Origin of the sequence: uncultured Winogradskyella sp. (genome assembly GCF_937958655.1) — a bacterium.
In the GTDB taxonomy this organism is placed as follows: domain Bacteria; phylum Bacteroidota; class Bacteroidia; order Flavobacteriales; family Flavobacteriaceae; genus Winogradskyella.
In genome coordinates, this window is sequence record NZ_CALGNH010000027.1 from 1 (window position 1) to 16,152 (window position 16,152).

Annotated in this window: 14 protein-coding genes; 5 read left to right on the plus strand and 9 right to left on the minus strand. The window is 32.9% G+C overall.

What is annotated here, in order from left to right; genetic code table 11:
* From Q0800_RS05970 to mutY, 3 genes are all read right to left on the minus strand, one after another.
* Positions 1-225, minus strand: a 225-nt coding sequence (locus tag Q0800_RS05970) for a CNNM domain-containing protein (protein WP_366518834.1), incomplete at its 3' end; no start/stop codon positions are given.
* A gap of 10 nt (positions 226-235) precedes the next feature.
* Entirely contained in the window at positions 236-688 is a 453-nt protein-coding gene (gene ssb / locus Q0800_RS05975) for a single-stranded DNA-binding protein (RefSeq protein ID WP_299128322.1), read from the minus strand.
* 72 nt (positions 689-760) lie between these two features.
* Complete coding sequence (mutY, locus tag Q0800_RS05980) at positions 761-1,810, minus strand: A/G-specific adenine glycosylase (protein ID WP_299128323.1); 1,050 nt, start codon at positions 1,808-1,810, stop codon at positions 761-763.
* A gap of 134 nt (positions 1,811-1,944) precedes the next feature.
* Here mutY and Q0800_RS05985 point away from each other — a divergent pair, with 134 nt between their 5' ends.
* A complete protein-coding gene (locus tag Q0800_RS05985; RefSeq protein WP_299128324.1) occupies positions 1,945-2,235 on the plus strand; it encodes an HU family DNA-binding protein in 291 nt (96 codons plus the stop codon).
* A 316-nt stretch (positions 2,236-2,551) separates the two neighbouring features.
* On the plus strand, positions 2,552-4,096 hold the full coding sequence (locus Q0800_RS05990) for a ribonuclease E/G (RefSeq protein WP_299128325.1): 1,545 nt from the start codon (positions 2,552-2,554) through the stop codon (positions 4,094-4,096).
* A gap of 65 nt (positions 4,097-4,161) precedes the next feature.
* Here Q0800_RS05990 and Q0800_RS05995 read toward each other — a convergent pair whose 3' ends face one another.
* The 5 genes from Q0800_RS05995 to Q0800_RS06015 form a co-directional block, all read right to left on the minus strand.
* Positions 4,162-5,199, minus strand: coding sequence for an aldo/keto reductase (locus tag Q0800_RS05995; RefSeq protein ID WP_299128326.1), 1,038 nt, complete (start codon positions 5,197-5,199; stop codon positions 4,162-4,164).
* Between the two features lie 161 nt (positions 5,200-5,360).
* On the minus strand, positions 5,361-6,320 hold the full coding sequence (locus tag Q0800_RS06000; RefSeq protein ID WP_299128327.1) for an OmpA family protein: 960 nt from the start codon (positions 6,318-6,320) through the stop codon (positions 5,361-5,363).
* Positions 6,321-6,446: 126 nt separating this feature from the next.
* Entirely contained in the window at positions 6,447-7,208 is a 762-nt protein-coding gene (locus Q0800_RS06005) for an exodeoxyribonuclease III (protein ID WP_299128328.1), read from the minus strand.
* Positions 7,209-7,288: 80 nt separating this feature from the next.
* A complete protein-coding gene (locus Q0800_RS06010) occupies positions 7,289-7,891 on the minus strand; it encodes a DUF6705 family protein (RefSeq protein ID WP_299128329.1) in 603 nt (200 codons plus the stop codon).
* Positions 7,892-7,903: 12 nt separating this feature from the next.
* Positions 7,904-9,520, minus strand: coding sequence for a hypothetical protein (locus tag Q0800_RS06015; protein ID WP_299128330.1), 1,617 nt, complete (start codon positions 9,518-9,520; stop codon positions 7,904-7,906).
* A 310-nt stretch (positions 9,521-9,830) separates the two neighbouring features.
* Here Q0800_RS06015 and Q0800_RS06020 point away from each other — a divergent pair, with 310 nt between their 5' ends.
* Entirely contained in the window at positions 9,831-13,262 is a 3,432-nt protein-coding gene (locus Q0800_RS06020; protein ID WP_299128331.1) for a hypothetical protein, read from the plus strand.
* 4 nt (positions 13,263-13,266) lie between these two features.
* Here the strand turns inward: Q0800_RS06020 and Q0800_RS06025 are convergent, their stop codons facing one another.
* Positions 13,267-15,003 (minus strand): FG-GAP-like repeat-containing protein, encoded by a 1,737-nt coding sequence (locus Q0800_RS06025; protein WP_299128332.1) that lies wholly within the window; start codon positions 15,001-15,003, stop codon positions 13,267-13,269.
* A gap of 162 nt (positions 15,004-15,165) precedes the next feature.
* Between Q0800_RS06025 and Q0800_RS06030 the strand changes: the two genes are divergently transcribed.
* Together Q0800_RS06030 and Q0800_RS06035 are read left to right on the plus strand one after the other, a co-directional pair.
* Positions 15,166-15,714 carry a DUF3575 domain-containing protein gene (locus Q0800_RS06030; protein ID WP_299128333.1) on the plus strand — a complete coding sequence of 183 codons (549 nt, stop codon included), beginning with the start codon at positions 15,166-15,168 and terminating at the stop codon, positions 15,712-15,714.
* Between the two features lie 171 nt (positions 15,715-15,885).
* A partial coding sequence (locus Q0800_RS06035; protein WP_299128334.1) for a hypothetical protein occupies positions 15,886-16,152 on the plus strand: 267 nt, incomplete at its 3' end.

The window sequence follows — 16,152 nt, forward strand, 5'->3', positions numbered from 1 at the left end:
TTTAGGACGCTCTAGTAATAAGGCTATTATTTTTATTGATGAAGATTTATCTTCAATTCCTTTATCTATATTAGATTTGGTTAAGGAAAATAGGGCTACTTCTGCACCAGATATTAACGCTGAACAAATAAGTAATACTAATAGTAATACAACGCTAACGATAAAAGAGGTGTTGTAATTAATTAAATTTAAGATTAAAACCGTGGGTTCAGGATCCAAGTGCAATAAAATTTAGTTAGAATGGCAAGTCGTCATCCACATCAGTAACCGCATTATTTTGTGACTGCTGTTGAGGTTGAGGTGCTTGTTGCGCTTGCGTTTGTTGCATTTGCTGACCACCTTGTTGCTCATTTTTATTGGTTAAAAACGTAAAATCTAAACATTGAATTTCTGTAGAGTAACGATCCATACCTTTATCATCGGTCCATTTTCTGGTTTTAATGCGACCTTCAATGTAAACTTTGTCTCCCTTACTTAAATATTTTTCACAGATTTCAGCTGCTTTATTTCTAACCACTATATTATGCCATTCCGTATTAGAAACGCGCTCATTAGTTTGTTTATTGGTATAGGTTTCATTGGTTGCAAGAGGAAAACGTCCTACACAATTTTTATCATCAAAATAATGCATCTTTACTTCATCCCCTAAATGCCCAATGAGCATAACTTTATTTAAAGTTCCTGACATAATAATATATTTTAGCTACAAATTTACTTAAATTGAGATAACCCACTTAAAATTAATAAAAAATTGTGAGACCTAAAGCGCTTTAAAATTAAAGGACTCAATAAAATCACTAATTAATACGGGTACAGGATACTTAATGAGTTCACCATACGGAATAGCAGTACTTAGAGCTTGCTTAGTTTCTATGATCCAAAACTTTGTATGCAAATGCTGGTGCGATAATTTATGAACCTTATCTTCTGTATTGTAAAGCCAAAAATCAAAATCAACATCTCTTAAAAATGTATCCTTTAAATTTAGGAGATGAAATTCTGAAGCAGATAGACTCCGCTTAGATTCAATTAAAGGAAACTGATAAAGATTTTGCCAAATACCTTTTCCAATGCGCTGTTCTATAATAGTATTCTTATTAGTGTCAACGCAGACTAAAAAGTTAAAGAATTTAGCTTTAACCTTTGTTTTTTTAAGTTTTACGGGTAATATGTCAACAACATTTTTTTCTAAGGCTACACAACTCTTATTAAATGGGCAAATATTACAATCTGGGTTTTTTGGCTTGCATTGCCGTGCACCAAATTCCATAATAGCCTGATTAAAGATAGCAGGTCGTTTTTTATCTATTAAATCGGAGGCAAGTGCTTTAAAAGTTTTTATACCAATAGTAGAGTTAATGGCTATGTCTATCCCAAAATAGCGCGATAAAACTCTGTAAACATTACCGTCTACCACAGCAGCAACTTCATTAAAAGCAATAGATGCAATAGCACTGGCCGTATAGTCTCCAACACCCTTTAAGCTAAGTAGATCTTTATAATTATTTGGAAATTCACCTTTTAAATCAAAGGCAATGTGTTTGGCTGTGGTATGAAGATTCCTTGCTCTAGAGTAATAACCCAGGCCTTGCCATAATTTTAATACGGCTTCTTCAGAGGCATTTGCGAGGTCAAAAATTGTGGGATACTGTTTTGTAAATGCTTCGTAGTATGGCAGTCCTTGTTTAACTTGGGTTTGTTGTAAAATGATTTCAGATAGCCAAATAAAATAAGGATCATTGGTATGTCTCCACGGCAGGTCTCTTTTATGTTTTGAGTACCAGTCAATTAACGTATTTTTAAAATTCATTTGAGTTTAAAAGCCTTAGAGCAAAAGTAAATCTTTATCCCATTAAATTTTAATTAATTACGCTTGAAATATTGAAATTAAATTACATATATTTGCATCCCTTAGAATTTATAGTAACCCTAAAACTAATAACAATGACAAAAGCCGATTTGGTAGCTAAAATCTCTGATAAATTAGGCATAGAGAAAGGTGATGTACAGGCTACAGTAGAAACTTTTATGGAAGAAGTGAAATCATCTCTAGAGAGTGGTGATAACGTTTATTTAAGAGGTTTCGGAAGTTTTATTATAAAAACTAGAGCTGAAAAAACAGGTCGTAATATTTCAAAAAATACAACGATTAAAATACCAGCTCACAACATACCAGCTTTTAAGCCTGCTAAAGTTTTTTTAGAAGGTGTAAAATCTAATGTTGTAGTTAACTAAAAGCATTTAAAAAAAATATTAATTTAAAAAGCATTATTAATTATGCCAAGTGGTAAAAAGAGAAAAAGACACAAGGTAGCGACGCATAAGCGTAAAAAACGTAGACGCGCTAATCGTCACAAAAAGAAATAAGCTGAAAAAGTAGTTTAAAAAACTACTTTTTTCAGTTTTAAAGAGACGTTCTTTGATATAGAATTTAGGTGTATGTAATAGAGTACACCTCAAATTTGTTGGAAGTTCCCATAATGGGAAATTTCTGTGTCAAAAAATTTAGTAAAAATCCATCCTGATAAATATTGGGATACAAATTAACATTATGAACAAAGAGTTAATCGTAAGATCAAGTTCAGATATTGTTGATTTTGCATTATTAAAAGATGGAAAACTTATTGAATTACATAAAGATGAAGATGATAATAACTTTGCGGTTGGAGATATTTTTATAGCCAAAATCCGTAAAGCATTACCAGGTCTAAACGCAGCTTTCGTTAACGTAGGCTACGAAAAAGATGGTTTTTTACACTATCATGATTTAGGTCCAAAATTACCTTCACTTTTAAAATTCATTAAACGTGTAAGCACAGGAAAATTAAGAGATTATACGCTCAAAGACTTTCCTTTTGAAAAGGATTTAGATAAAAACGGAAGCATTTCAAATGCTCTAAAGTCTAATCAATCCATTTTAGTACAAGTCGTAAAAGAGCCGATATCCACAAAAGGGCCTCGCATTAGTTCAGAACTATCTATTGCAGGGCGATACATTGTCTTAGTCCCTTTTTCTAATCGTATTTCGATTTCTCAAAAAATCGAATCTCAAGAAGAAAAAGAACGCTTAAAAAGACTAGTTAAAAGTATCACACCTAAGGGATTTGGTGTAATTATACGCACAGTTGCTGAAGGAAAAAAAGTTGCTGAGTTAGATAGTGATTTACAGAATTTGCTGACAAGATGGACAGCAATGTGTAAAAAATTGTACAAAGCACATCACCCTACAAAAGTATTAGGGGAAATGAATAAAGCATCCTCAATTTTGAGAGATATATTTAATGATTCATTCTCTGGTATTATTGTAGATGATGAAGAATTGTATATACAAGTAAAAGATTACGTGCAACAAATTGCACCGAAGAAAGAGTCTATTGTAAAGTATTACAAAAACGGTATACCAATATTTGAAAAATTTGGTATAGAACGCCAAATTAAAACATCATTTGGTAAAACGGTCTCAATGGCTAAAGGCGCTTACTTTGTTATAGAACATACCGAAGCTATGCATGTTATAGATGTAAATAGTGGTAACCGTTCTAACAAAGAAAAAAGCCAAGAAGCAACAGCTTTGGAAGTAAACATGATCTCTGCTGCAGAAATTGCCAGACAATTACGACTACGTGATATGGGTGGCATTATCGTTATCGATTTTATTGATATGTCACGTGCAGAGAACCGTAAAAAACTTTACAACTTTCTCAGAGATGAGATGAAAGACGACAAAGCAAAGCACAAGATATTGCCGCCGAGTAAGTTTGGTTTAGTACAGATTACCAGACAACGCGTTAGGCCAGAGCGCAATATTAAAACTAAAGAAGAAAATCCTAATCTTGTAGGTGGTGACGAAATTGAAGCGCCAATTAAAGTTGTACAACGTATAAAGCAAGACTTAGATAGGATTCTTAAAAAAGACTATAAAAAAATAACCTTAAATGCACATCCTTTTATAGCAGCCTTTTTAACAAAAGGGTATCCATCAGTAAGAACCAAATGGTTCTTAGAACACAAAAAGTGGGTAAAAGTTTTACCCAGAGATGCTTACACATATCTTGAATACCATTTTTTTGATAAAGATGGTAACAAAATCAATTAATATCTATTGAAAAAGCCCAGCTGAAATCTCAGTTGGGCTTTTTGTTTTTAATTATACTATGGAAATTAAGGTGCTGGATTAGGGATTTCAGCATGTACCTCATTTATAGCTTTCATTACATTTTCTGATAATGAAATAGTAATACTATCTATATTTTCTTCGAGTTGTGAAAGATTTGTAGCACCAATAATATTGCTGGTTACAAAAGGTCTGTTATTAACAAATGCTAGTGACATTTGTGCTAAAGTCATACTGTTATCTTCAGCTATTTTTAGATAGCGCTTGGTTGCTTCTGTAGCTTGTTCTCCACTGTATCTTGCAAAACGAGGAAATAACTTAAGCCTTGCATTATCTGCCGCTGTTCCTTTTATGTATTTACCAGATAATACACCAAAAGCCATTGGTGAATAAGCTAGTAAACCAATATCTTCTCTATGAGCTACCTCTGCTAAATCGCCCTCAAACGGTCTGCATAATAAGGAATAGGCATTTTGGATCGTTATCATTCGAGGTAAGTTGTTATACTTAGATTCCTCTAAATAACGCATAGTTCCCCAAGCTTTTTCATTAGATAAGCCGACTTGTCTAATTTTTCCAGATTTTACAATTTCATCAAGATTATGTAAAATTTCATTAAAATTATCTTCCCATTTATCGTCAGGGTTATGCGTATAATCTCTTACTCCAAATGTATTGGTTTGGCGCTCTGGCCAATGTAATTGATAAAGGTCTATATAATCGGTCTGTAAACGTTTTAGGCTATTATCAACCGCTTCGTGCAATGCGTCTTTACTAAATCCTGTGGTTCTAATATGTGCTGTGTAATCACCAGGCCCAGCAATTTTAGTCGCTAAAACCACTTTATCTCTATTACCTGTTTTGTTAAACCAGTTACCAATAATACGTTCGGTTTCAGCGTATGTTTCTGCACTTGCAGGTACTGGATATAACTCAGCAACATCAAAAAAATTTACGCCTTTATCGAGTGCAAGATCCATTTGAGCAAAACCTTCATTTTGAGTGTTTTGGTTGCCCCAAGTCATGGTGCCAAGGCATATTTTACTTACTTTAATGTCGGTGTGCGGCAATGTTGTATATTTCATGGCAAATTTTAATTTGTCATCCTGAACTTGTTTCAGGATCTCATCAATTTACAGCAAAAGTAATAAGACCTTTCATGTTCTTAAGTTATGAAAGGTCTAAAACTTTGTTAAGGTTTTTAATTGATAAGATTGCGTCGCTTTGTGCTTTATGCTATTCTTAATTATAGATCATTTAACAACTTAGAAATCTCATCTAATTTAGGTGTTAAAATAACTTCAATACGTCTATTTTTAGCTTTACCTTCGGCTGTAGAATTAGATGCTATTGGTGCATATTCACCACGTCCGGCAGCAGTTAAATTTTCAGGATTAATTTCTGTGTTTTCTCTAAGAATATTTACGATTGCTGTAGCGCGCTTAGTCGATAAATCCCAATTGCCACTTAGCTGGGCATTACCTTTATAAGGAACGTCGTCTGTATGACCTTCTATTAATATAGCAATCTCAGGGTTTTCTGCCAGTACACCTCCTAATTGTTGTACAGCTTTACGGCCTTCTGTGCCTATGGCCCAACTACCAGATTGAAATAACAATTTGTTTTCCATAGAAACATAAACTTTTCCATTACGTTGCTTTACGGTTAAGCCTTTACCTTCAAAATTGGTAAGTGCTTTAGAAATCGCATTTTTTAGAGCACGCATATTGGCATCTTTGGCTGCAATTACATTTTCTAATTCGGCCACACGGTTAGAACGATTTTCTAGTTCTTTTTTAAGCTTAATAAGACGTTCATTTTCTGCTGCAAGTGCTTGTTCTTTGGCTTCTAGCTGTGCTAAAAGCTCACGATTCTTTTTAGAGTTCTTAGAAATTTCAGCTGAGCTATTCTTTTCTAAGGCTTCGTAGGACGCTTTTAAATTATCTAGGTTTGATTTTGTGGCAGCTAATTCAGATTTAGTTTGATTTAAATCTTCAACTGCGGATTCGTATTGTTTTGTAAGTTGTGTTAAATCATTTAAAGCCTGATTTTTTTGATCTGATAAGGTCTCTACTTCATCAGACAAGGCTCTGTTTTCTTTTTTAAGGTTACTGTATTTGTTCTCTAAATCTGTATATATTTTCTTTGATACACAAGAGGTGCATAAGGTTAGTATTAATGCTACTAAAGAAATTTTTTTAATCATATTTGTTTTTTAATTTTTGCTACAACCCCAAAGTCTCCTCAAGGGGACAATTGCACGATTCAAATTTTTTGGATTGTCGCCTTGAGGGGACTTTAGGGGTATTATTCATTATAAAGTTTTAATGCTTTAAATATCGAGCTCTAATAAAACAGGACAATGATCACTATGTACTGCTTCGGTAAGTATAACGCTTCTTTTTATTTTTTCTTGTAAAGGTGCGCTTACCATGGCGTAATCTAGTCTCCAACCTTTATTGTTGGCTCTAGCATTTGCACGGTAGCTCCACCATGAAAATTCTTGTTTTTCTGGGTGTAAATAACGATAACTATCTGTAAAACCACTATCAATAAAATTACCTAACCATGCGCGTTCTTCGGGTAAAAAGCCAGACACTCCTTTCATTTTTGGATTATGAATATCAATTGCCTCATGACAAATATTGTAATCTCCGCAAACTACAAGATTTGGTTTTTCTTTTCTAAGTGTGTTTAAATACGCATGGATTAAGTCCATATACTCAAATTTATGAGCTAATCTGGCATCGTTTGTGCCAGATGGTAAATACATACTCATAACAGAGACTTTATCATAATCTACTCTAAGGTTTCGTCCTTCAAAATCCATAGATTCTATACCAGTACCAAATTCTATATGATTGGGCTTGCTTTTGCACAAAATGGCAACACCACTATAGCCTTTTTTTTGAGCACTAAACCAGTAATTATATTGGTAGCCAGCCTCTTCAAAAAGCTCTAGATTTAGTTGTTCCTTCATAGCTTTAATTTCTTGAAGACAAATAATATCTGGATCTGTTGCTTTTAACCAATCTATAAAACCTTTATTTACGGCAGCTCTAATGCCATTGACGTTATACGATGCTATTTTCATACTATGATTTTTAATATGAGCTAAATTAAAAAAAGTCCTGTTTTAGCAGGACTTAGATACAGTATTTATGATAATTATAACTATTGTTTAATCAAAATATATTCACCATAGGGCACCGTTGGAGTCTCGGGTGCACCTTCTGGTAAAAGTACAGGGCCATTACCTTGAACAAAGATTTTTATCTTTTCTAAACCGTTATCCTCTAGGTGCTGTACTAATATTTCGGTATTGAGATAACGTCTTGTGTAATCTCTAAAATACAATATAAAGCGCTTTTCCGTGGGGTTGCAATCTGTGCATATTGGGCTGTTAAGTGGAAAAACTACTTTGTTTCCACTTATGGAATGTTGTTGATCATTTATATCTGGGTCAGTAAGTCTTGGTAGATAATTAATGAGTTCAGTTCCATTTTCAATATATTTATATTCGCCTAGTAATTCGTCAACATACCATCTTCCGTTAAAGACTTGTATTTTTTTCATTAATTCAATAGTCAATGATGTGTCACCATTTTGATAAACCCAAGTACCTATAAACTTATCCAACTCATTATTGACATCTTTAAAATAAACGCCGTTTAAGTTGTCTGGTACATCTCTGTCGCCAAGTGGAATAATTGGGCTTTGCGCTTTGCAAGAAAGCATACAAACTATTATTGTAATTACTGTTATATATTTTTTCATGATATTTTCTTTTTAATTGTTACAGGGTGTTGATTCTACTATGTTTGTATTGTCATTTAAGGTGAGTTTGTTCCATTGCGTTAGCGCACTGTCCGCTTTATATAGTGCTATACCAATGGAACTCCCATTGCCATCATAATCGGCTATAAATTTAAGGAATTCCCTCTGGTATTCCGTAGGGCTACCTGCTATGGTCTCGCTATTGTCATTGGCATCGTATTTTTGGTACTTAGTTGCTAAGGCCTCATCAAAATTAAGGAATTCATCGATACCATCATTGTTTGCATCATCCCTATCGTTTAATATTGACAACAACTGCAAGAACTTTTGCATGTCTTCTATTTTTATGGCATACACGCCTTGTGCTGTTACGGTGATATGCTCAAATAACGAAGGTTCTGCAAATGGGCCGTTATACTGCTGCGAAAAGCCCAACAGCGCTAGTATATCTCCACCAGAGGGTATAGGATGTTTTTTATTGTTGTTTTGGTGGGTATGGGCACCACCATAAACATTGGGTGCATTTTTATAATTAATCGTGTAGGGATTTGTATTTGTTACCAGAGCAGCTTTTGGATTACTATTGGATAAACTTACAAAGCTATAGCCTTCTTCATTGTTTGAGCTGAGTTTATTCTTTAAGTCCACTATAGCTGCTCTTGGTGATTTTAATGGTGGAGAAACTGGGTAATCTTCTAATAGTTTGTTTAGTTGGTTGCAGTTTTTTTTATCTGTCCTCTCTTGTACGGGTGAGGTTATTTCATTGCTGCAGCTACTATCGTTGTTCATAAAACAATTATCCGTGTTATTTGAGTCATCGTTATCCTCGTTATCGTTATTTTGTGAGCCATCGTCGTTGTTGCCTGAGCTTCCACCACCGCCAACGGTATTTCCGTCATCACTATCATTACCATCACTATTACCATTATTGCCGCTATTGTTACCGTCATCAGCATCATTAGAGCCACCACTAGAGTTGTCCTCTTCATCTATGGTTTCATTGGTATGGCAGGGTATCCAATAACGAATAGTATCACAGCCAGCATTAGAATTGGCATTAATACAATCACCAGCCTCCTCATATAAAATACCATCTGCATTACCAATGTAAGCAAAGCCAATTGTAATTTCACCGTCTTGGCAGGTATATATATCTTTAGCGAGTAAATTATCAACATTAAAATTCTCTAAGGGTATTAGGTTTGGTTGTTGCATGTGGTCTATCTCACTCAACGAATCTAAAGCATATTGAATAATTGTTGCTTTATACGCCCCATTATCGATTGAGCTTAATACTAGATTCTCTAACAAACCGTTTACGTTTGGTCTTTGAATTAAGAAGGTATAAGAGTGGTAATTCTCTTTTTCAATATAAATTGCCTCATCGGTAAGGACATTAAAACTATGGGTTCTATTATCCTGAGATTTCTGTATGATTTTTTGATCAATTGAATCTATAAAGTCTTTTACTTTTGTGTTTTTTGTAATATCATTTTGGTAAACCCTTTTTTTGGTTATTAGGTTCTTCTGTAGCGTATCTTGCGCTATAGTATCCCTTTGACAACCATATAAAATGAAGAGTAATAACACTGATGGTAGTAATTTTAATTTAAATATTTTTTGTTTCATATTAAAATAGAATTTAAGGCTACACTAAAAACTTTAAAGTATAGATCTTATTTTTTAAATAATTTATTGTTATAATTTGAGATGAATATACAGAAATAAGAATTTAAATATATACGTAACATTACGTATTTTACTTATTAAATTTTGCTCTATTTTTGCACTTTATCCGTGGTTTATGTTTTTCAGCGATTTTTTTGAATTGGTACTGCATTCAATTATTCTAACTAATACATAATATCTAATAAGAAATACTTGTTTTAAGTCTTTTTAGTAATAAAATATTTTATGCTTTAAACAGTTATTATTCTACATGAACAAAGCTTTACTTTTTCTTTTATTACTTAGTCCTTTTTTGGGTAATTCCCAAGAGAAATTAGGTAGTTATAGTAAAAAGCGAGTTGCGGTAGCAGATTCAATTATAATTGATTCGGTAAGCATTAATCCTTCAAAATTTATAGTTAAAACTAAGTTTGGAAGGCTATTAGATTCTTCAAAGTATTCTATTGATTTTAGAAAGGCTATTTTAAAGTTTAGAGGGCCTATTAATTTAGATACTATTCAAATTGAATATTTCCGTTATCCAGATTTTCTTACAAAAGTTTATAAGCAATTAGATGACACTGTTATAGTAGATCGGTCATCTTCTAATTCTGAAGCTTTATACCGATTGCGGCAAACACCAAAAAACAATACGTTTACACCTTTTGATGGTTTAACGACATCAGGTAGTATTTCGCGTGGTGTTACTATTGGTAATAATCAAAACTCAGTATTAAATAGTGAGCTCGATTTACAAATTTCAGGAAAGTTAAGCGACAAAGTATCCTTAAGAGCCTCTATACAAGATGCTAATATTCCGCTGCAAGAAAGTGGCTATTCTCAAAGACTAGATGAGTTTGACCAAGTGTTTATTGAATTGTTTAGCGACAATTGGAACATAAGAGCAGGTGATATTGATTTGGAAAATACCAATAGCTATTTTGCTAATTTTTCTAAGCGTGTGCAAGGCCTTATGGTTAATGCAAACTTAAGTGATAAAACAAAGGTTTATGCTGCAGGAGCACTGGTAAGAGGTCAGTTTACAACAACACAATTTACAGCCCAAGAGGGTAACCAAGGGCCTTATAAATTGAGAGGGCCAAATAATGAACTTTTTATATTAATCGTTTCAGGAAGTGAAACTGTTTATGTTAATGGTGTACCCTTAGAACGCGGAGAGAATAGAGATTATATTATAGATTATAACGCTGGTGAAATTATTTTTAACTCTACCTATCCTATAACCTCAGAGATGCGAATAACGGTAGATTATCAATTTAGCGAACGCAATTATTCTAGGTTTACAGCCTTTGGAGGAAGTAGTTACAAGTCTAAAACTCTAAGTTTAAATGTATCTATATATTCTGAAAGCGATGCTAAAAACCAACCATTACAACAAAATTTGTCTACTGAACAAACTCAGATTTTAGCAGAAGCAGGTGATGATCAAAGTTTAATGGTTGCGCCTTCGGCAACACAAGAAGCGTTTTCAGAAAATAGAATTCTTTACAGACAAGATGTTATTAATGGAGAACAAGTATTTGTGTTTTCTCAAAACCCAGAAGACGATTTATTTAGCGTAAGATTTACATTAGTTGGTGCCAATCAAGGAAACTATGTGCTTAGTAACGACAATGCGGTGTCTAATATTTTTGAGTATGTTACACCAATTGAAGGAGTCCCTCAGGGAAATTATGAACCTATTACTCAATTAGTAGCACCAGAGCGTCTGCAAATAGCGGTTTTAAATGGGAGTTATAAACCAACAGATAAAACAGATGTGATTTTTGAAATGGCAGGAAGTAAGAATGACCTAAATCTCTTTTCTAGTGTCGATGACGGTAACAATGACGGTTTTGCAGCTAAGCTACGTATCAATCAAAAACTAATACAAACGGATAGTTTATGGAATTTATCTGCCCTTATAGATGCTGACTTTATACAAGAGAATTTTAGAACAATTCAACGGCTTTATAGGGCCGAGTTTAGTAGAGATTGGAACTTAGATAACGACTCTAGAGACAATCAAGGTAATTTTAATTTTGGCGATCAGGTATTATTAACCTCTGGTTTGCAATTATCACATTCTAAAAAAGGGACTGCAACTTATAATTTTGAATATTTAGATTATGCCAATACTTTTAATGGTAGCCGACACAATGTAACTTCAAATTTAAGATTGGGTGATTTTAGGATATTTTCAAATTCTAGTTTTTTAGATAGCGAAAGTACCATTAATCGCTCTACATTTTTACGTTCTTTTAATAGAGTTGTTTATGGAAAAGGAAATAAATGGGCAGGAGTCAAATTTGGTTTAGAGGACAATAAGCAACGTGTTGTAGCTACCGATTCCTTAACTCCATTGAGCCAAAGTTTTAAGGCTTATGAAGCTTTTGTAGGTATGGGTGATAGCACCAAAATCTATACAGAAGTAGGCTATATTAGGCGTTTTAATGATAGTTTACGCAATAATTTAGTGGAGCGCGTAAATAGCTCAAACACGTATTATTTAAAATCACGCCTTATACAGAATAAAAACACCAATCTTCAGCTCTTTCTTAATTACAGAGATTTAAAGGCTGAAGATGAGACCACTGAAGACGAACAAAGTTTAAATAGTCGTTTAAACTTTAGCCAGAAATTATTCAATAATGGGATTGTTTTAAATACAGGATTTGAAACTAATTCTGGTACACTACCACAACAAGATTTTACATACGTTGAGGTAGAAGCAGGCCAAGGTGCCTATACTTGGATAGATTATAACGAAAATGGTATACAAGAACTCAATGAATTTGAATTGGCTCAGTTTGCCGACCAAGGTAATTACATACGGGTTTTATTGCCTAATCAGGTTTTCATAAGAACACACCAAAATCGATTAAGCCAAACGATTACACTTAATCCAATTCAATGGAGTACATCTAAAAATAAAACCGAAAAGTTCTTTTCTCATTTTTACAACCAAACGTCTTATTTGGTAGATAGAAGAGTACGACGTAATGGCAATAATTTTAATCTTAATCCTTTTAAAGAGGATACAGACAATCAGCTGGCTTTAAATAATAGTATTAGAAATGTTTTGTTTTACAATAGAGGTAAACAACGCTATACAACGTCTTATACCTTTTTAACAAATACAAATCGAAACTTGTTATCTATAGGGTTTCAGGAAAATAAACTCACTAATCATCAGTTAAATTTTAATCATAAATTTGCCACTAATTGGCTCACAAATGTTTTAGCAAATTTTGAGACGGATGAGAGTTTAAGCGAAAACTTCGCCAACCGTAATTTTAATATTAAAGAAGAACGTTTTCAGCCAAAACTATCGTATGTGTTTAATGAAAATGCGCAGTTTGATGTCTTTTATCAATACACTTCTAAAAAGAATACTATAGGGAGTTTAGAAGCTTTAACTCAAAATAATTATGGTTTTTCTTTTACTTACAATAAAGCCGCAACTATTGCTTTAACAGGTGAGTTTAATTACTTTGAAAATACATATGAAGGAAACCCTAACACACCTGTAGGGTTTCAAATACTAGAAGGGCTTCAACCTGGTAATAATTTTACTTGGAGTTTATTAGCGCAAAAAAAATTAACCAAGTTCTTAGATTTAAACCTCAATTATTTCGGGCGAAAAACAGAAAGCTCTCGGGTGATCCATACAGGTACAATTCAACTAAAAGCTTATTTTTAGAGGCTTATTTTTTAATAAATTTTCGGGTTGTTTTAGTGGTATTTGTTTTTACAACTATATAATATAAACCTGGTTTTAGTGCTGTTGTGTTAATACTAATTTCTGGTTCATTAATGGCCTTAATTTTGTGTACGGATTGTTGTAAAATATTAAAAACTTCAATGTCGTTAATAGCTGATTTAGAGGTTAAGTTTATAACATCTTTAACCGGATTAGGAAATAGTTTAACAGAAGCCATATCAACTGTGTTAATGCTGAGACTAGATCCTTCAACAATTGTAATTTGTTCATTTATGGAAGGATTACTTATAACATCTTCTATACCACTTAGCCATTTCACCTTTATGTAGTCTATGGAGGTATTTGCACCTATTCCCATAAATTCAGAGGCCGAATTTTGGGCTAAAAAGCCTTCTCCACAATGTGTATATCTATATTGCACTTGTCCATTAGAGGATAATTCTATTACACTACCTATGCCGTCTCTGTTACTTGTAGTGCCTTGCAACTTAACTTTAATCCAATTATTATTTTCTAAGTTTTTATTTTCCCATAAAAATATATCTTGATCATTGTTATTGGTTACTACAAAGTCAACAAGTCCATCATTATTAATATCTCCAATGGCATTAGAATAACTATAACGATCATCATTTTGAAATCCTGCATTATTTGGGATTTGAAAGTTGTCATTACCTAAGTTTTCATAGAATGCTGCCGAAAGTACGTTTGGCGTATTAACGTTAGTTCCGCTAACGTATAAATCTAAATAAGCATCATTATCGGCATCTAAAAAAATAGATCCCCATCCTGTGCTATTAAATTCAGTCCCTGTTAATGCAGCTATATCTGTAAATGTCTCGTCACCATTATTCTTAAAAAATATGCTTGTTTCAAGATCAGTAACATAGATATCAAACCAGCCATCTGCGTTATAGTCTCCAACCGTCACCGTCATAGCATCAATTAAAGCATTAGTACCAGATGATGCGCCAATTTCTGTAAAGGTGCCGTCACCATTATTTTTGTAAAGTTGATTTCTATGAAACGGTTGCGCAGATTTGTCATTGGCAATATATATATCTTGCCAACCATCATTATTAATATCTAACCATGCAGAACAAAATGATAAATGCTTTAAGCGATCTATACCTGCAACCTCAGAGACATCAGTAAAAGTACCATCTCCGTTATTTTTAAAAAGGTAATTTGGGGTAGATGTACTTATAGAAAAATCTCTATTACAAATAAAAACATCTAAAAACCCGTCATTATTATAATCTCCCCAAGACGCACCAGAGGTTAAAAAATTAGTAACTGGTAAACCAGAAGGTACTGTAATATCCTCAAAGGATAAATTACCCGTATTTTTAAATAATCGATTACCATTTGTGTTGCTTGTTAAAAACAAATCGCTATCACCATCATTATCAAAATCTACCCAATTAATTTGTTTTGTCCTATAGTTAACCATACCAATATTTAAAGTAATAGGCACAAAAAATTGACCACTTATATTTTTATAGAATTTAGGTAATTGGCCATCTTCAGTTGTAAACGAAATATCATCCCAACCGTCGTGATCAAAATCATAAAAAGAAACACCATTGCCAATGGGTGTATATCCGCATGTAAAATCTATATCTCGAGCAATGCTAGTATCTTCAAAATTAATTTGAGCATTAACGGTATATAAACTGCAGAATAAAATAAATATTGAAATAGTAAAACTCGTATTCATTTGGGCTATTTAGGTTTCTAAAAATAGAAATTCTTTTTAAGATTGAGTTGATTTTATTGCTGTAACCTTAAAATAAAAACAATTTTTTACTTAACCTATTTAAAATCTAATGATCTATTGGTATTATTGTATAATAGAAAAACTGAATTCATTAAATCATTTATGAAAAAATCAATTATTGTATTACTATTTGTATGTTCTTTTTTAAATGTCAGTGCACAAGACACTATCGATAAAGACTCAATTGATAATCCTACGAGTGAAATTAAGTTAAACGCACTTTTTATGGTAGTGGGTGCTTTTAACGTAAGCTATGAATATTTATTAAATGAAGAATCCGGTTTAGGTTTGGAGGTATTTATCCCTTACGATGAAGAGATAAAGGATGATATAGACTTTTATCTATCACCATATTACAGAATGTACTTTGGAAATAAGTATTCCTCGGGTTTTTTCTTAGAAGGGTTTGGACTTTTAAGCACGGTGACATTAAATGAAATCACGTTTTTTAATAATCAAGGTGACATTACTAGAACTCAACGCGAAAAGGAAACTAATTTTGCACTTGGTATAGGTGTAGGTGGTAAATGGTACACTAAAAGTGGCTTAATTGGCGAACTTAGTTTAGGAGTTGGTAGAAATTTAATTACTAGTGATTTTAATAACGACTTTGTTGGAAAATTGGGTGTTACTATAGGCTATAGATTTTAAGATAAAATCATTTTATAATTCATTTACGGAAAAACCGTAATCAAATTTTATATTTTTCCTACAATTTAACAATTGAGTTTTTCGTTAGTATTAAAATCTTAATTAATTTTAAGTATCCCTCATAAGACTGATTAATGGATACAAGTGTGTACCATTAAATCAATATAAATAATGAAAAACAGATTTTTAAATGCTATGCTTTGCATGGCAGCACTTTTATTGGCTTGTGTTTGGTCTTGTGAAAAGGACGACGCCCAGGTTAATCTCGAAACATCCGACGAAACACAAATAATCCTAAGTAAGAAACTATCGTTACTCGATATTTCACATTTTAATGAGGTAAACACTGCAATTAGTAGATTAAGCACTAGGCTAAATAGAAAAGGTAGTAGGTTACAAAAAACTTTAGACACAGACAGTATATTTATTGATGTTGAA